Source organism: Mycolicibacterium canariasense, from assembly GCF_002101555.1.
Classification (GTDB): domain Bacteria; phylum Actinomycetota; class Actinomycetes; order Mycobacteriales; family Mycobacteriaceae; genus Mycobacterium; species Mycobacterium canariasense.
Window position 1 is genome coordinate 317,417 of the sequence record NZ_LQOL01000049.1, and the last position, 17,354, is coordinate 334,770.

General features: G+C 69.3%; 15 protein-coding genes. 5 read left to right on the forward strand and 10 right to left on the reverse strand.

Annotation, left to right across the window (positions count from 1 at the left end):
* Positions 1 to 25 precede the first annotated feature (25 nt).
* Genes fadD3 through ipdE2 form a run of 4 tightly spaced genes read left to right on the forward strand, consistent with a single transcriptional unit; the run spans position 26 to position 4,600 of the window.
* Complete coding sequence (gene fadD3 / locus AWB94_RS14255; protein ID WP_062655919.1) at positions 26 to 1,564, forward strand: 3-((3aS,4S,7aS)-7a-methyl-1,5-dioxo-octahydro-1H-inden-4-yl)propanoate--CoA ligase FadD3; 1,539 nt, start codon at positions 26 to 28, stop codon at positions 1,562 to 1,564.
* A gap of 1 nt (position 1,565) precedes the next feature.
* Positions 1,566 to 2,711: an acyl-CoA dehydrogenase family protein gene (locus tag AWB94_RS14260; protein ID WP_062655920.1), complete on the forward strand. Its 1,146-nt coding sequence runs from the start codon at positions 1,566 to 1,568 to the stop codon at positions 2,709 to 2,711.
* Positions 2,708 to 3,661, forward strand: a complete 954-nt coding sequence (locus tag AWB94_RS14265) for an acyl-CoA dehydrogenase family protein (RefSeq protein WP_062655921.1) — start codon at positions 2,708 to 2,710, stop codon at positions 3,659 to 3,661. Before AWB94_RS14260 ends, AWB94_RS14265 begins: the two co-directional genes overlap by 4 nt.
* 3 nt (positions 3,662 to 3,664) lie before the next feature.
* On the forward strand, positions 3,665 to 4,600 hold the full coding sequence (ipdE2, locus tag AWB94_RS14270; RefSeq protein ID WP_062655922.1) for an acyl-CoA dehydrogenase IpdE2: 936 nt from the start codon (positions 3,665 to 3,667) through the stop codon (positions 4,598 to 4,600).
* Here the strand turns inward: ipdE2 and hutI are convergent.
* Genes hutI through AWB94_RS14315 form a run of 9 tightly spaced genes read right to left on the reverse strand, consistent with a single transcriptional unit; the run spans position 4,597 to position 14,152 of the window.
* Complete coding sequence (gene hutI, locus AWB94_RS14275) at positions 4,597 to 5,763, reverse strand: imidazolonepropionase (RefSeq protein ID WP_062655923.1); 1,167 nt, start codon at positions 5,761 to 5,763, stop codon at positions 4,597 to 4,599. The two genes, ipdE2 and hutI, sit on opposite strands and share 4 nt — an antisense overlap.
* A complete protein-coding gene (locus AWB94_RS14280; RefSeq protein ID WP_234811738.1) occupies positions 5,760 to 7,106 on the reverse strand; it encodes a formimidoylglutamate deiminase in 1,347 nt (448 codons plus the stop codon). The genes hutI and AWB94_RS14280 overlap by 4 nt, the downstream gene beginning before the upstream one ends.
* Positions 7,103 to 8,341 carry an allantoate amidohydrolase gene (locus tag AWB94_RS14285; protein WP_024451556.1) on the reverse strand — a complete coding sequence of 413 codons (1,239 nt, stop codon included), beginning with the start codon at positions 8,339 to 8,341 and terminating at the stop codon, positions 7,103 to 7,105. The genes AWB94_RS14280 and AWB94_RS14285 overlap by 4 nt, the downstream gene beginning before the upstream one ends.
* Positions 8,338 to 10,044: a urocanate hydratase gene (hutU, locus tag AWB94_RS14290; RefSeq protein ID WP_024451557.1), complete on the reverse strand. Its 1,707-nt coding sequence runs from the start codon at positions 10,042 to 10,044 to the stop codon at positions 8,338 to 8,340. The genes AWB94_RS14285 and hutU overlap by 4 nt, the downstream gene beginning before the upstream one ends.
* A 26-nt stretch (positions 10,045 to 10,070) precedes the next feature.
* Complete coding sequence (locus AWB94_RS14295) at positions 10,071 to 10,994, reverse strand: ABC transporter substrate-binding protein (RefSeq protein ID WP_024451558.1); 924 nt, start codon at positions 10,992 to 10,994, stop codon at positions 10,071 to 10,073.
* A complete protein-coding gene (locus AWB94_RS14300; RefSeq protein WP_062655924.1) occupies positions 10,991 to 11,728 on the reverse strand; it encodes an ABC transporter permease in 738 nt (245 codons plus the stop codon). Before AWB94_RS14300 ends, AWB94_RS14295 begins: the two co-directional genes overlap by 4 nt.
* Complete coding sequence (locus AWB94_RS14305) at positions 11,725 to 12,369, reverse strand: ABC transporter permease (protein ID WP_036397622.1); 645 nt, start codon at positions 12,367 to 12,369, stop codon at positions 11,725 to 11,727. Before AWB94_RS14305 ends, AWB94_RS14300 begins: the two co-directional genes overlap by 4 nt.
* Entirely contained in the window at positions 12,366 to 13,475 is a 1,110-nt protein-coding gene (locus AWB94_RS14310; protein ID WP_062655925.1) for an ABC transporter ATP-binding protein, read from the reverse strand. The genes AWB94_RS14305 and AWB94_RS14310 overlap by 4 nt, the downstream gene beginning before the upstream one ends.
* Complete coding sequence (locus AWB94_RS14315) at positions 13,472 to 14,152, reverse strand: IclR family transcriptional regulator (protein WP_036397624.1); 681 nt, start codon at positions 14,150 to 14,152, stop codon at positions 13,472 to 13,474. The genes AWB94_RS14310 and AWB94_RS14315 overlap by 4 nt, the downstream gene beginning before the upstream one ends.
* A 178-nt stretch (positions 14,153 to 14,330) precedes the next feature.
* Here AWB94_RS14315 and AWB94_RS14320 point away from each other — a divergent pair, with 178 nt between their 5' ends.
* Positions 14,331 to 15,788 carry an aromatic amino acid lyase gene (locus AWB94_RS14320; RefSeq protein ID WP_062655926.1) on the forward strand — a complete coding sequence of 486 codons (1,458 nt, stop codon included), beginning with the start codon at positions 14,331 to 14,333 and terminating at the stop codon, positions 15,786 to 15,788.
* On the opposite strand, the gene hutH is transcribed toward AWB94_RS14320, so the two are convergent.
* Positions 15,781 to 17,319 carry a histidine ammonia-lyase gene (hutH, locus tag AWB94_RS14325; protein ID WP_109762135.1) on the reverse strand — a complete coding sequence of 513 codons (1,539 nt, stop codon included), beginning with the start codon at positions 17,317 to 17,319 and terminating at the stop codon, positions 15,781 to 15,783. The genes AWB94_RS14320 and hutH overlap by 8 nt on opposite strands.
* Positions 17,320 to 17,354: the final 35 nt, after the last annotated feature.

Consider the following 17,354-nt stretch of genomic DNA (forward strand, 5'->3'; position numbering starts at 1 on the left):
CACTTGCTTTGTTAGAGGAGCGTCAATGACGAGCGAACCGCGGACCGTTCCAGCGGTGCTGGATCGGGTGGCCGGGCGGCTTCCCGACCATGACGCGGTGGTGACCGACCAATGCAGCCTCACTTACCGGCAGCTGCGCGACGAGGTCCGGGTGGCGGCTGGCGCCATGATCGAACACGGTGTGCAGCCCGGTGACCGGGTCGCGATCTGGTCCCCCAACACCTGGCACTGGGTGGTCGCCGCGCTGGCCACGCACTACGCCGGCGCCATCGTCGTCCCGCTGAACACCCGCTACACCGCCAGCGAAGCGGCCGACATCCTGGCCCGCACGCAGGCCCCGCTGCTGTTCGCCGCCGGGCAGTTCCTCGGCGCCGACCGCACCGCGCAACTCGACCGGGCCGCGCTGCCGGCGCTGCGCCATATCGTCCGGATCCCCATCGACGCCGACGACGGCACCTGGGATGGGTTCGTGGCGCACGGCGACACAGAAGAGGCGCTGGCCGCGGTCGACGCCCGCGCCGCCGCCGTGGGCCCCGACGACGTCTCCGACATCCTGTTCACCTCGGGTACCACCGGGCGCAGCAAGGGTGTGCGCTGCGCGCACCGGCAGTCGCTGGACGCCTCGGCCGCCTGGGCGGCCTGCGGTCAGGTCACCAGCGCCGACCGCTACCTGTGCATCAACCCGTTCTTCCACAACTTCGGCTACAAGGCCGGCATCCTGGCCTGCCTGCAGACGGGGGCCACGCTGATCCCGCAGCTGACCTTCGATCCCGAGCAGGCCATGAAAGCGGTTGCCGAGCACAAGATCACCGTGCTGCCCGGCCCCCCGACCATCTACCAGATGCTGCTCGACCATCCCAGCCGCAGCAGTTACGACCTGAGCTCGCTGCGGTTCGCGGTGACCGGCGCGGCGGTGGTGCCCGTGGTGCTCATCGAGCGGATGCAGTCCGAGCTGGACATCGACATCGTGCTCACGGCCTACGGCCTGACCGAGGCCAGCGGCTTCGGCACCATGTGCCGGCCCGACGACGACGCCGTCACCGTCGCCACCACCTGCGGCCGGCCCATCGCCGACTTCGAACTGCGCCTTGGCGAATCGGGTGAGGTACTGCTGCGCGGGCCGAACGTGATGCTCGGCTATCTCGACGACCCGGAGGCCACCGCCGCCGCGATCGACACCGACGGCTGGTTGCACACCGGCGATATCGGCACCCTCGACGCGGCAGGCAACCTGACCATCACCGACCGCCTCAAAGACATGTACATCTGCGGTGGGTTCAATGTCTACCCCGCCGAGATCGAGCAGGTGCTGGCGCGCCTCGACGGTGTCGCCGACTCGGCGGTGATCGGGGTGCCCGACGACCGGCTCGGTGAAGTGGGCAAGGCCTTCGTGGTGACCAAGCCCGGAACACAACTCGACGAGGCCGCGGTGATCGCCTACGCCCGTAAGCATCTGGCGAATTTCAAGGTGCCCCGGTCGGTGGCCTTCCTCGACGTTCTGCCGCGAAACCCAGGAGGCAAAGTGGTCAAACCGATGCTGCGTGAGATGGGCGGAGGGAACTGAGTTGGATCTGCATTTCGACGAGGAGACCGAGTCGTTCCGGGCCGAGGTCCGGGAGTTTCTCGCCGCCAACCGGGACGCGTTCCCCACCAAGTCCTACGACACCCTCGAGGGGTTCGAGCAGCACCGGCGGTGGGACAAGGTCCTGTTCGACGCCGGGCTGTCGGTAATCGCGTGGCCGAAGAAGTACGGTGGCCGGGACGCCACCCTGCTGCAGTGGGTGGTGTTCGAAGAGGAGTACTTCCGCGCCGGCGCACCGGGGCGGGCCAGCGCCAACGGCACCTCCATGCTGGCGCCGACCCTGTTCGCGCACGGCACCGAGGAGCAGCTGGACCGGGTGCTACCGAAAATGGCCAGCGGCGAGGAGATCTGGGCGCAGGCCTGGTCGGAACCCGAATCCGGTAGCGATCTGGCCTCTCTGCGGTCGACGGCCACCCGGACCGACGGCGGCTGGCTGCTCAACGGTCAGAAGATCTGGAGTTCCCGGGCACCGTTCGGCGAGCGCGGCTTCGGCCTGTTCCGCTCCGACCCGGAAGCCCAGCGGCACAAGGGCCTGACGTATTTCATGTTCGACCTGAAGGCCGACGGTGTCACCGTGCGGCCGATCGCACAGCTCGGCGGGGACACCGGCTTCGGCGAGATATTCCTGGACGACGTGTTCGTGCCCGACGAAGACGTCATCGGCGGGGTGCACGACGGCTGGCGGGCGGCGATGAGCACGTCGAGCAATGAGCGCGGCATGTCGCTGCGCAGCCCGGCCCGGTTCCTGGCGCCGGCGGAACGGCTTGTCGCGCTGTGGAAATCCGACCGCGACCCGGCGTTCACCGATCGGGTGGCCGACGCCTGGATCAAGGCCCAGGCCTACCGGCTGCACACGTTCGGTACGGTCACCCGGCTGGCCGGTGGTGGTGAGCTGGGCGCGGAATCGTCGGTGACCAAGGTGTTCTGGTCGGACCTCGACGTCGCACTGCACCAGACCGCGCTCGACATGCAAGGCGCCGACGCCGAGATCGTCGACTCCTGGACCGAAGGTCTGCTGTTCGCCCTGGGCGGGCCGATCTACGCCGGCACCAACGAGATTCAGCGCAACATCATCGCCGAACGCCTGCTCGGGCTGCCGCGTGAGGTCTCCGGGGGGAAGAGCAAATGAACTTCGAACTCGACGAACAGCAGCGCGATTTCGCCGCCAGCATCGACGCCGCGCTGGGAGCGGCCGACGTGCCCGCCGCGGTGCGCGCCTGGGCCGCCGGGGACACCACCCCCGGCCGCAAGGTGTGGGCCCAGTTGGCCGACCTGGGTGTCACCGCACTGCTGGTGCCCGAGAAGTTCGACGGCATCGACGCGCACCCCGTGGACCTGGTGGTCGCCATGGAGCGGCTGGGCTACTGGGCGGTGCCCGGACCGGTGACCGAATCCATCGCGGTCGCCCCGGTCCTGCTCGCCGAGGACGAACGCGGCGCGGGGTTGGCCTCGGGTGAGCTGATCGCGACGGTGGCCCAGCCACCCGCGGTGCCGCGCGCGGTGAACGCCGACGTGGCGGGGCTGACCCTGCTGGCCGCCGACGGTCAGGTCAGCGAGGCAACCGCCGGTGCCGGCCACGAGTCGGTCGATCCGACCCGCACCCTGTTCGACGTCACCGCATCCGGCGCCGCGAGCCCGGCCGACACCGCCCGCGCCTACGAGTTCGGCGTGTTGGCCACCGCAGCCCAGCTGGTCGGCGCCGGGCAGGCCATGCTGGACCAGTCCGTCGAATACGCCACGCAGCGCAGCCAGTTCGGCCGGATCATCGGCTCCTATCAGGCCATCAAGCACAAGCTGGCCGACGTGCACATCGCCGTCGAACTGGCCCGCCCACTGGTGTACGGCGCGGCGCTGGCCCTGGCCGACGCATCGCCGGACACCGCGCGCGATGTCAGCGCCGCCAAGGTGGCCGCCGCCGATGCCGCGCTGCTGGCCGCCCGCTCGTCCTTGCAGACGCACGGCGCCATCGGCTTCACCCAGGAGCACGATTTGTCGCTGCTGCTGTTGCGGGTGCAGGCACTGCGCTCGGCCTGGGGTGATCCGACCCTGCACCGCCGTCGACTGCTGGAGGCCCTCTAAACCATGAGCGAAGAACGCGAGCTGCTGCGCGACACCGTCGCCGCGCTGGTCGACAAGCACGCGGGACCGGAAGCCGTGCGCGCGGCGATGGAATCCGAACGCGGCTACGACGAACAGCTCTGGCAGCTGTTGTGTGAGCAGGTCGGGGCAGCCGCGCTGGTGGTACCGGAGGAACTGGGCGGCGCCGGCGGTGAATTGGCCGACGCGGCAGTGGTTCTGGAGGAGCTGGCCAAGGCGTTGGTGCCCACCCCGCTGCTCGGTACCACGCTGGCCGAGCTGGCCCTGCTGGCCGCCGGTGAGCACGAGCCGCTCGAGGGACTCGCCGAAGGCGCCTCGATCGGTGCCGTGGTGTTCGATCCCGAGTTCGTGGTCAACGGGGACATCGCCGACGTGGTGATCGCCGCCGACGGCGAGAACCTCACTCGCTGGAACACTTTCACCGCTCAGGCCAAGACCACCATGGACCTGACCCGCCGGCTGTCGGCCGTCACCCCCGGAGAGACCAGCCCGCTCGGCGCCGACCCTGGCCTGGCCGATACCGCCGCCCTGCTGGTGGCCGCCGAGCAGGTCGGTGCCGCGAGCCGGGCGCTGGATCTGACGGTGGCCTACACCAAGGATCGGGTGCAGTTCGGCCGGCCGATCGGCAGCTTCCAGGCGCTCAAACACCGGATGGCCGATCTGTATGTGCGGGTGTCGGCGACGCGCGCCGTCGTCAACGATGCGATCGCCGAACCCTCACCGGCCGCCGCGGCGCTGGCCCGGTTCATGGCCAGCGAGACGCTCTCGACGGTCACCGCCGAGGCGATCCAGCTGCACGGTGGTATCGCGATCACCTGGGAGCACGATATCCAGTTGTATTTCAAGCGAGCCCACGGCAGCGCGCAGCTGCTGGGGCCGCCCCGCGAGCACCTGCGCCGGCTGGAAGCCGAGGTGTTCTAGACCGGCTGACCGGCCCGCACCACATCCCGGATCAACGGCACCCCCGGCCGGTACGCGAGGTGGATATAGGACGGCGCGTCCAGGCACACGAAGTCGGCCCGCTTACCGGGCGCCAGCATGCCGACGTCGTCGCGGCGCAGTGCGGCCGCGCCGCCGGCGGTCGCCGCCCACAGCGCCTCGGCTGGGGTGAAATTCATGTCGCGCACCGCCACCGCGATGCAGAACGGCATGCTGGTGGTGAAGGAGCTCCCGGGGTTGCAGTCGGTGGCGATGGCGACGGTCACGCCGGCGTCGATCATCCTGCGGGCGTCCGGCCACGGTGCGCGGGTGGAGAACTCCGCACCCGGCAACAGCGTGGCGACGGTGCTGCCGGCGGCCAGCGCCTCGATGTCCGCGGCGGTGGCATAGGTGCAGTGATCGACCGAGGCGGCGCCGAGTTCCACCGCCAGCGCAATGCCCGCGCTGGGACCGAGTTGACCGGCGTGCATCCGCGGCTGTAGGCCAACCTCGATGCCCGCGGTGAGAATGGCGCGGGATTCGTCGACGTCGAAAGCGCCGCGGTCACAGAACACGTCGATCCAGCGGGCCAGCGGTGCGCAGGCATCCAGCATCGGACCGGTGACCAGGTCGACATAGCCGGCGCGATCATCGCGGTACTCGGCGGGCACCACATGGGCCCCGAGAAACGTTGTCTCGCTGGTGTATTCGCGGGCGACCGCCAGCGAACGCGTCTCGTCCTCGACGTTGAGGCCGTATCCGCTCTTGCATTCGAACGTCGTCACCCCGGCGGCGACCAGTTCACCGGCGAGCCGGCGCACGCCCGCCGACAGCGTGGCGTCGTCGGCCGTCCGGGTCGCCGCCACCGTCGTCGCGATACCTCCTGCGGCGTAGGGCCGCCCACTCATCCGGGCCGCGAACTCCGCGGACCGTTCACCGGCGAAGACCAGATGCGCGTGGCTGTCCACGAACCCGGGCACCACGCTGACACCGCCGCAGTCGACATGGTGATCCGCGGCCGGCGCATCGGCGCGCGGGCCGACCCATTCGATCGTGTCACCGCTGACCAGCACGGCCGCGTCGCCGATCACGCCGAGGGCGCTGCCGTCACCCTGGGCCGGATCGTTGGTGATCAGTTCGACGATGCCGTCGTACAGGATGGTCATGCGTCCTCCAGCAGGTTGGCGATCGCCGCGTGCAATTCCGCGGCCACATCGACGCGGACGTGCTTGCGGTCGGCGACCACCACCGCACCGTCGACCACCACGTCGGTGACGTCGGCGGCCGACGCGGCGAACACGACCGTCTCCGCGGTGGCACCGCCACCGGCCGTGCGTACCGAATGCAGGTCCACCGCCACCAGGTCGGCGCGCGCCCCGACCTGCAATACGCCCGCGTCGGTCCAGCCGATCGTGTGGTGACCGTCGGTGGTGGCGGCGCGCAGCAAGGCGGGTGCGCCGATGACGCCGCGCTCCTGCCGGGCCAGCCGTTCATCGAGTTCCACGGCGCGGGCCTCCTCGAACATGTCGATGACGGCGTGGCTGTCGGATCCCAGGCTGAACGGCCCGGGCATGGCGAGCAGGGCCGGCGCCGGGCCGATCCCGTCGCCGAGATCCCGTTCGGTGGTGGGGCAGAAGCAGACACCGGTGGCCGAGGCGCTCATGTCGGTGATGTCTTGGGCCGTCAGGTGGGTGGCATGGACCGCGGTGGTCCGCGGGCCCAGCACACCGGCATCGCGTAGTACCGCGGTGGGGGTGCGCCCGTGCACGGCCCGGCATTGTTCGATTTCGGCGCGCTGCTCCGAGGAGTGCACATGCAGCGGGGCCCGGTGCGTCGCCGCCCACTCGACCACGTCGGGCATCTGGCCGACCGGGACGCCGCGCACCGAGTGCAGCGCCGCGCCGACGAGAACGCCGGGCCGGGAGCGAGTCTGGTCGTGCAGCGTCTGCACCCGGTCGGCCCACCCCGCCCCGCTGCCGTCGCCGAACCGCTGCTGGGGTCCGTCGTGCAGCGGGGCGCCGTCCGGTGCGGAGCTCAGATAGCAGGTGTCGAGCAGGGTCAACCGCACCCCCGCATCGGCGGCGGCTTCGATCAGCGCGTGCCCCATCGCGTTCGGGTCGTCGTAGCGCCGGCCGCCGGTGTCGTGATGCAGATAGTGGAACTCCCCCACCGCCGTGATGCCGGCCAGCGCCATTTCGGCGTACGCGGCGCGGGCCAGGGTCCGGTACCGATCGGGGTCCAGGCGATCGGCCACCCGGTACATGAGGTCACGCCACGTCCAGAACGATCCGCGGTCGCGTTGGGTGCGCGCCCGCAGCGCGCGGTGGAAGGCATGCGAGTGGGCGTTGGCCATGCCGGGAATCACCAAGCCGGCCAACCGTTTCGATCCGTCCGGTGGCGGAGCGCCCGCCGCGATCGCGGTGATCCGCCCGTCGTCCACCGTGATGAGCACATCCGGCTGCACCGTGTCGTCCAGCCAGGCGTGCTCGCACCACCAGGTGACCGTCACCGGGTGACCCAGTCGGCCATCACGTCGGCCAGGGCGATCGCGCCGCGATTGCAGTCCGCCGGCTCGGCGTACTCGGCGGGTGAGTGCGACACTCCGGTCGGGTTTCGGACGAACAGCATGGCGGTGGGCACCTGGGCGGACAGGATGCCGGCGTCGTGGCCGGCCGCCGTCGGCAGCACCGGGATATCGCCCAGGTGGTGCAGCGCCTTGGTCAGCCGGGTGCGCGGGCCGTCCGGGAATTCGACGATCGGCGTGATCGATTCGGCGATCACGTCCAGGGTGACCGATTCCCGCTCGGCGTGCCGCTGCGCTTCCGCCGAGATGGCCTCGACCAACGCGCCGAGGGTGGTCTCGTCGGCGGCCCTGGCGTCCAGCCACGCGCGGATCTGCGACGGGATCGCGTTGGCCCCGTTGGGGGCCACGATCACCTTGCCGAAGGTGGCCACCGCATGATGCGCGGCGGCCTGCGCCCGCGCGGTGTGCACCGAGGAGGCGAACGCCAGCATCGGGTCACGGCGATCGACCAGCCGGGTGGCGCCGGCATGGTTGGCCTCACCGTCGAAGGTGAACTCCCACCGGCCGTGCGGCCAGATCGACGAGGCCACCGCGATGGGGGCGTCGACCAGATCCAGCGCCCGGCCCTGCTCGACGTGCAGTTCGACGAACACGCCCACCCGCTCGACCAGCCGGGGATCCGGGCCCAGGTGCGCGGGATCGCGTCCCACCCGGGTCAGGGCCTCCGCCAACGTGATTCCGTCGATATCGCGCAGACCGCGCGCCCGGTCGGCGCTCAGCGCGCCGGTGGACAGTTGTGATCCGACGCACGCCACCCCGAACCGGGCGCCTTCCTCGTCCGAGAACGCCGCCACCCCGACCGGGATGGCCGGCACCACACCGCGCTCGCGCACGATATCGATCGCGGCGAAGGCCGACACGATGCCGAGCGGCCCGTCGAACGCGCCGCCGTCGGGCACCGAGTCCAGGTGTGAGCCCGTCACGAACGCGTCGCGCGGATCACCGGACCAGCCCGGCGGCAGCCACCAGGCCCACAGGTTGCCGTTGCGGTCGACCTCGACATCCATGCCGCGCCGCGCGGCCTCGCCGGTGAACCACTCCCGCAGGGTCAAATCGGCGTCCGTCCAGGCGAACCGGCGATAGCCGCCGTTGGCCGGGTTGCGGCCGACGTCGAGGATGGCGGGCCACAGCTTGTCGAACGAGGTGCCGGACGATGTCACGCGTTCTCCCACATCGGAATGCGCACGCCCCGTTCGCGTGCCACGTCGGCGGCGTGCTGGTAGCCGGCATCGACGTGCCTGATGACGCCCATTCCCGGATCGTTGGTGAGCACCCGCTCGAGTTTCTGTGCGGCCAGCTCCGTGCCGTCGGCCACACACACCTGGCCGGCGTGGATCGAGCGCCCGATGCCGACACCACCACCATGATGGATGGACACCCAGGAGGCCCCGGAGGCGGTGTTGACCAACGCATTCAGCAGCGGCCAGTCGGCGATGGCGTCGGAACCGTCGAGCATGGATTCGGTCTCGCGGTACGGCGAGGCCACCGATCCAGAGTCCAGGTGGTCACGGCCGATGACCAGTGGCGCGGACAGCTCACCGGAGGCCACCATCTCGTTGAACCGCAGCCCGGCCCGGTGCCGCTCGCCGTATCCGAGCCAGCAGATCCGTGCGGGCAGGCCCTCGAACGCCACCTTCTCACCGGCCATGGTGATCCAGCGACGCAGATGGGCGTTGTCCGGGAACAACTCCAGGATCGCCCGGTCCGTCGCGGCGATATCGGCGGGGTCACCGGACAGCGCGGCCCAGCGGAACGGTCCGAGGCCCTCCTCGAACTGCGGGCGGATGTACGCCGGGACGAAACCGGGGAAGGCGAAGGCGCGGTCGTAGCCGGCCTTACGCGCCTCGTCGCGGATGGAGTTGCCGTAGTCGAACACCTCGGCACCCTTGTCCATGAAGCCGACCATGGCCGCGACATGCTTGGCCATGGACAGCTCCGCCTGCTCGGTGAAGTAGGCGGGGTCCTTGTCGGCCATCTTCTTCATGTCCTCGAAGTCGATGCCCAGCGGCAGATAGGACAGCGGGTCGTGGGCGGAGGTCTGGTCGGTGACGATGTCGATCGGCGCGTCGCGTTCCAGCAGTTCGGGGAACACCGCCGCCGCGTTGCCCACCAAACCGATCGACAACGGCCGCTTGGCATCCCGGGCCTCGATCGCCATCGCCAGGGCTTCGTCGATATCGGCGGCCTTGGTGTCCAGGTAGCGGTGGGCGATGCGCCGGTCGATCCGGCTCTCGTCGCAGTCGACGCAGATCACCACACCCTCGTTCATGGTGACCGCCAGCGGCTGGGCGCCACCCATCCCGCCCACCCCGGCCGTCAGCGTGATGGTGCCGGCCAGGGTTCCGTTGCTGTGCTCGTAGCGGCCAGAGGCCGCGAACTTGCGCGCCACCGCGCCGAAGGTCTCGAACGTGCCCTGCAGGATGCCCTGGGTGCCGATGTAGATCCACGAGCCGGCCGTCATCTGGCCGTACATCATCAATCCCTCGGCCTCCAGCTTGCGGAACTGCTCCCAGGTGGCCCAGTCGCCGACCAGGTTCGAGTTCGCCAGCAACACCCTCGGCGCCCAGACGTTGGTCCGGAAGACGCCGACGGGTTTGCCGGATTGGATGAGCATGGTCTCGTCATCGGCCAGCGAGCGCAGCGTGTGCACGATGGCGTCGAAGGCTTCCCAGCTGCGCGCCGCGCGGCCGGTGCCGCCGTAGACGACGAGGTCCTCGGGATGCTCGGCCACCTCGGGGTCGAGATTGTTCATCAGCATGCGCAGGGCGGCTTCCTGCTGCCAACCGCGACAGGATATTTCGGTGCCGCGCGGGGCACGGACGGGACGGGGGCCGGTCACGGAATGGGGTTTGGAATCGGTCACTGCAGTTCCTTTGACGAGAGAGTCGTTCACTGTGCGCTGATGCCGGCGCCGGCCAGCCACTTCTTGGCGATGTCGGAGAGGTTGGCACCGGTCGCGGCCTCCGCGTTCATCGAGATGAGGTCGTCGGTGGTGAGTTTCGCCGACACCGCGTCGAGGGTCTTGGTCACGGTGTCGTTCTGCTTGCCCGCCTTGATCACCGGCACCACGTTCTCCGCGGCGAACAGGTTCTTGTCGTCCTCGAGGGCGACAAGGTGATTCGATTTCAGACCGGGATCGGTGCTGAACAGGTCACCGGCCTGGATCTGACCGTTGGTCAGGGCCGTCATGGTCAGCGTTCCGCCCGCGTCCAGGCTGACGAAGTCCTTGAAGTTCAGTCCGTACACGTCGCGCAGGCCGACCACACCCTGCTGTCGCGTCTTCCATTCCGCCGGCCCGCCGAGCACCAGCTCCCCGGCGACCGGCGCCAGGTCGGAGATGGTCTTCAGCTTGTACTTGTCCGCGGTGGCCTGCGTGACGGCGACGACGTCCTTGTCCTCGGCGTTCGACGGGGTCAGCATGGCGATCCCGGCGGGCAGCTTGCTCTTGAGTTCGGTGGTGACGGCGTCCTTGGTCGCGGCGGTGGACTTGGGGTCCAGGTAGCTGAGCAGCGCTCCCGAGTACTCCGGCACCAGGTCGATCGATCCGTCCTTGAGGGCCTGGATGTACACCTCGCGGCTGCCGATGTTGAACTGCTCCTTGACGCCGACGCCCTTGGCCTGCAACGCCTGTGAGTAGATGCTGGCGATGAGTTGGCTCTCGGTGAAGTCAGCGGACCCGACGATGATCTGCGAGCCGGCTGATCCGGTGTTGTTCCCGTCACCGGAGAGGGGGTCGCCCCCACCGCCCCCGCACGCGCTGAGCGCGAGCACTGCGGTGGCGGCGACGATCGAGAGGATGCTGCGCTTGTTCATGATGCCTTCTCCAAGGTGACGGTGGTTACTGAGGTTTCGACGGGTGACGTGGATTCGGTGCTGACCCGGCGTAGGCCGGGTGAGACGATGAGCCGGCCGATCCAGGCGAAGGTGAATTCGAGCACGATGGCGAGCACGGCGACCAGGATGGCGCCGCCGGCCATTTCGCTGAAGCTGGCCGTTGCCCGGCCATCCAGGATGAACCTGCCCAGGCCCTGCAGGCCCAGATACGCCGCGATGGTGGCCGTCGAGACGATCTGCAGCGTGGCGCTTCTGACACCGGACACCATGAGCGGCAGCGCGCACGGCAACTGCACGCGCAGCAGGATCTGGGTTCTGGTGAAGCCCATGCCGCGGGCGGCGTCCACCGCGTGCGGATCGGCGCCCTGGATGCCGGCGTACGTTCCGGTGAGGATCGGCGGAACGGCCAGCAGCACCAGCACCACGATGGTGGGCAGGACGTACACCAGCTTGCCGGCCACCACCGGTGAGATGACCAGGAACAGCAACACCAGCAGGCCGAGGGAGGGCAACGCGCGCAAGGCATTCGCGAACCCGGCCACCACCGCTTCACCACGGCCGGTGTAGCCGATCATGATGCCGAGTGGAACCGCGATGGCCAGCGCCACCAGCAGCGCCATGGCCGAGTACAGCAGGTGGTACCCGATCTGCATGGGGATGCCGCCCGCGCCGGTCCAGTTGGCCGGATCGGTGAACCAGCCGACGATGTTCATGACGTCACCGTCCGCTGCCGCCAGGGGGTGAGCAGTTTGTTCAGCCAGATGATCAGCCCGTCGAAGACGACGGCGAGCACCACGCAGAGCACCACACCGGTGATCAGCGGAGCGTACAGCCGCAGCTGAAACCCTTGGGTGAACAGCGATCCGAGCTGCGGGATGCCCAGCAGGGCGGCCATCGTGACGATGCTGACGTTGGACACCACCGCGACCCGCAACCCGGCGGCGATCACCGGTACCGCGACGGGGAGTTCCACGAGCAGCAGGCGCTGCCAACCGCGGTAGCCCATCGCCTCGGCGGCGGCGACCGTGTCGTGCGGTACCGAACCGAGACCGTCGGCCACCACACGGACCAACAGCGCCAGGGTGTACAAGGTCAGTGCGACAACGATGTTCACCGGATCCAGGATCTTGGTTCCGAGGATCACCGGCAGGATGATGAACAGCGCCAGCGACGGAATGGTGTACAGCAGGCCGGCGGTGCCCACGATGGCGGCGTAGCCGCGGCCCGAGCGGTGCGCCCACCAGCCCAGTGGCAGGGCCAGCAGCAGCCCGAGCACCGTCGGGACCAGCGTGAGCCAGGTGTGGCTGACGGTCAGCGCGATGATGCGGTCGATGTTCGACGAGATCCAGTTCATGCCGAGACCGACCTGGCTTCCTTGGCCCGTCGGATCGCGTCGACGATGTCGTGATCGGTGGCCGTGCCGAGCAACACACCCGCGTCGTCGGTGACGACACCACGTCCGCTCGGGCTGGACAAGGCCGCGTTGAGCAGGTCGCGCAACGGGTCACCACGGCGTGCGGTGGTGGCGCACAGGTTGACGTCGCTGTCGAGCACGGTGTCGCCGGACACCGCGGCGGTGTCGACCCAACCGATCGGTGACCGGTGCGCGTCGACCGCGAGGACCCACCGTCCCGAACCCGCTGGAATCGTCGAAATGGACTGCCCCACGGTGATGGTCGGCTCCTGCTGCAGCGGCAGCCGGTCGTCGCCGGTGTGGAAGCCGAGCGCCCGATACCCCCGGGCCGAGCCGACGAAGTCGGCGACGAAGGCGTCCTTGGGGGCGGCCAGCAGCTCGGCTGGGGACGCCGCCTGCGCGAGGGTGCCGCCCTCGCGAAGCACGACCACTTGGTCGCCGAGCTTGAGCGCCTCGTCGATATCGTGGGTGACCATCACGATGGTCTTGGAGATGTCGGCCTGCAGACGCAGGAATTCGTCCTGCAGTTGGTTGCGGACAATCGGATCGACGGCACTGAACGGCTCGTCCATCAACAGGAACGGGGGATCGGTCGCCAGCGCCCGGGCCACGCCCACGCGCTGCTGCTGGCCGCCGGACAGCTGCCAGGGATACCGTCGGGCGAATTTGGCGTCGAGGCCCACCCGCTCCAACAGTTCCATTGCGGCCGAACGGGTTTCCTTCTTTCCGCCGCCGAGCAGCCGGGGCAGTGCGGCGACGTTGTCGACCACGGTGCGATGTGGGAACAGCCCGGCGTTCTGGATGACGTAGCCGATCTTGCGCCGCAGCGCCACCCGGTCCAGGGACTGGGTGTCGACGCCGTCGAGTTCGATGGTGCCGGAGGTGGGTTCGATGAGCCGGTTGATCAACCGCATCGAGGTCGTCTTGCCGCAGCCGGACGGGCCGACCAGTGCGGTGATCTTGCCGTTGGGCGCGGTGAGCGTCAGCTTGTCGACGGCGACGGTGCCGTCCGGGTACACCTTGGAGACGGTGTCGAATGTGATCATGACTGTCTTTCCGGGGGGCCTGATTTGGTGGGTCCGCTCAGCCGGGCGGAGACCTCCGCGGCGGCCGAGACCAGCATCTGGCCGTACCGCACCGTTTCCGGTGCGGTCAGCCGATAGCTCGGGATGACGAGGCTGAGCGCCCCGACGATCCGAGCCTCCGAGCGCACGGGACATGCGATCGCGGTGACATCGGCTTCGACGCCGCGCTCCACCACGACGTAGCCGTCGGCGGGGACGTCGCCGCGCAGTGCGTGCCCGGCGGCCGAGGCGTCCAGGGGTACGGTCCTGCCCACCCAATTGGCGTGCCGGACCGAGTGGGTGCCTTCGACGATGTTGAGGTAGAGCGCGGTGTGGCCGTGTCCCCGCACCGACAGGTAGGCGGACTCGCCGGTCTCGGCAACCAGGGCGTCCATGGTGGGTTTGGCGAGATCGATCAACGACTCGTTGCTCAACGCCTGGGCGCCGAGCTGGATGATGCGCCCGCCCGGCCGATAGTTGCCGGACTCGTCCTTGCTGACGAAGCCGGTCGTTTCGAGCGTCCGCAACAACCGGAGCGCGGTGCTGGGCGCCAACTCGCATTCCCGCGCGCTGTCCACAAGGTTCGTGCCGCCGGTCTCACACACGGTTGCGAGCAGTGCCAGCGCCCGTTCGACGGTCCGCGTGGATGCTTCGGCCACCGTGACCTCCTCTCCTCGATGCGCTGTCCTCGACACCGAAAACTAGGGCCTCGACGTTTCGATCAGGACACCCGCTGTTGCCACTAAGTAAAATTTGATTTCCATCTAGCGGAAATATTGGAGCTTCGGCGATGATAGGACCGATCGCCCGCCTGCGGTAGAGAACGAGGAGAATTACATGATTGTGCTGACCGGAGCGGGCACGATTGCCGACGTCGTGACGCTGGCGGACCGTCGCGATCAGGTCTGCGTGGCGCCGGCCGTGCTCGACGCGGTGACCCGGGCGCATCGCCAGGCGGCCGAGCTGAGTTCGCGCTTCGCCACCTATGGCCGCACCACCGGCGTCGGGGCGAATCGCAGCACACCGGTGGCACCCGACGATGACGACTACGGGCTGCGCCTGCTGCGCAGTCACGCCGCAGACGCGGGTGATCCGCTGGATGACCGGACCGTGCGTGCCATGCTGGCCGTCCGCCTGATCCAGCTGTGCATCCCGGGAGCCGGGCTGGATCCGCACATCCTGGGCGGCCTCGAGCGCATGCTCAACGACGACGCCCTGCCCGAACTGCGGCACTACGCTTCGATCGGAACCGGCGATCTGGCCGCATTGGCCGGTACCGCGCTGACCTTGATGGGTGAGCGGCCGGCCACCGGACCGCTGGTCGCGATGCCGCCGTGGGGCGCGGACAGCGCGCTGCCGTTCATGAGCAGCAGCGCACTGACCGTCGGCCGCAGCTGCCTGGCCGCCGACGAACTGATCCGGCTGGAACGCGCATCGAGTGTCATCTACATGCTGAGTTTCCTTGCCCTGGACGGCAACCCGTCAGCGTTTGCCGCCCCGGCCGCACGCGCGGCCGCCGCACCCGAGGTGGACGCGCTGGCCGCCCGCCTGCGGTCGTTGTTCACCGGCGCCGGGCACCCCGACCATCGGCCGGCCCGCATCCAGGATCCATACGGGCTGCGCGTCTACCCCGTCGCCCAGGCCAGCGTGGTGGCGACGCTGAAAGCTCTTGTCGGACAGCTGGAAAGGACGCTCAACACGGCCCAGGAGAATCCGCTGTTCGACATCGACGGCGATCAGGTGGTCCATCACGGGGCGTTCTACCAGGCAGCTCTGTCCCTGGAACTCGACGGCACCACGCTGGCGCTGGCGTTGACCGCGCCGATCACGCACTCCCGGATCAGAATGCTCAACGACCCGGAGACCAATGGCCGCAACGCTTTTCTGGCCGTCGCCGAGGACGGTTCGTCCGGAGTGATGATGGTCGAATACGTCGCCGCCGGGGCCATCGCGGAGATCCGGGCCGCCGCGCAGCCCGCCTCCGTCGGGACACTCGTGCTGTCGCGGGGCATGGAGGAGGATGCGACGTTCGCCTCCCAGAGCGCCCTTCAGCTGGAGCGGTCGGTGGCCGCCTACCGGGTGCTGTTGTGCTGCGAGTTGGTCGGGGCGTTGCGGCTGCTGCGGCAGCGCGGTCTGCACCGCCGGTTCACCGGTGTTGCCGGGCAGGCTCTGGCCCTCGTTGCGGATCTGCCCTGGGATGACGCGGACCGGGACCTGCGCGGGGACCTCGCGGCGGCCGAGGCCCTGCTGGATGACCTCGGACGCCTCGTCCCCGCCGGTGATCCGCTCAGCTGAGAGGCCCGACGACCGCCTCGGCGGCGGTCACCAAGCTTGCCTCCCTTGCCAATTCGACAACCGCTTCGATCTCCGGCGCCAGGTGGCGATCCGGCCCGAGGCCCGGTACCCGATCACGCACCGCGGCGATCACCGCCGCGGTCGCCGGCGCCGGCCGCAACGGTGCCCGCATCTCGATTCCTCTTGCGGCGGTGAGCACTTCGATGGCCAAGACCCGGGTGAGCCCGTCGATGGCCTTGCGCAGTTTGCGGGCCGCCGACCATCCCATGGAGACGTGGTCCTCCTGCATGGCCGACGACGGGATCGAGTCGACGCTCGCGGGCTGGGCCAGACGTTTGAGTTCGGAGACGATGGCGGCCTGGGTGTACTGCGCGATCATGTGTCCGCTGTCGACTCCCGGGTCGTCGGCCAGGAACGCGTTGAGGCCGCGGTTGCGCGCCGCGTCCAGGAAGCGGTCGGTGCGCCGCTCGCTGATGCTGGCCAGGTCGGCCACGGCGATCGCGAGGAAATCCAGTACATAGGCGACCGGGGCGCCGTGGAAGTTTCCGTTGGACTCGACGGTGCCGCCGTCGGTGATGACGGGATTGTCGACGACGCTGGCCAATTCCCGGTCGGCGACGATGCGGGCATGCGCCACGGTGTCACGCGCGGCGCCGGCGACCTGGGGTGCACACCGCAACGAGTAGGCATCCTGCACCAGCGGGCAATCCGGTCCGCTGTGACTGGCGACGATGGGTGATCCGGCCAGTATCCGCGTCATGTTCGCGGCCGCGACGGCCTGGCCGGCCTGGGGCCGCAAGGCCTGCAGATGTGCCGCGAACACTCGGTCGGTGCCCAGCAGGCCCTCGACGCTCATTGCCGCGGCGATATCGGCCAGCACCAGCAGCCGGTCGAGATCGGCCAGCGCCAGCACCAGCTGGCCCAGCATCCCGTCGGTCCCGTTGATCAGGGCCAGGCCTTCCTTCTCGGCGAAGGTGACCGGTTCCAGCCCGTGCGCAGGCAGGGCGTCCGCGGCCGGCAGCAGCGCACCGTCACGGGTGCGGACATGACCCTCACCCATGACCGCGAGCGCGACGTGCGACAGCGGCGCCAGGTCACCGGAGCAGCCGAGGCTGCCGTATTCGTAGACCACCGGCGTCAGCCCGGCGGACAACAGCGCGGCGTACGTCTGGGCGACATGCGGTCGGACCCCGGTGCGACCGGTGGCCAGCGTCGAGAGCCGCAGCAACATCATCGCCCTGATGACCTCGCGTTCGACTTCCGGCCCCGATCCTGCGGCATGCGAGCGAATCAGGCTGCGCTGCAGCTTCGTTCGCAATTCTGGTGGGATGTGCCGGGTGGCCAGCGCCCCGAAGCCGGTGGAGATGCCGTACGCCGGGACGGGATTGTTCGCCAGCGCTTCGATGCGCGCCCGACTCGCGGCGATCGCGGCCACCGCATCGTCGGCGAGCACCGTAGCCGCGTCATCACGCGCCACCCGCACGACGTCGTCGGCACTGACGGGGCCGACACCCACCACAACCTGAACCATCCGATGATTGTGCATGCACCACCGACCGGCCGGCC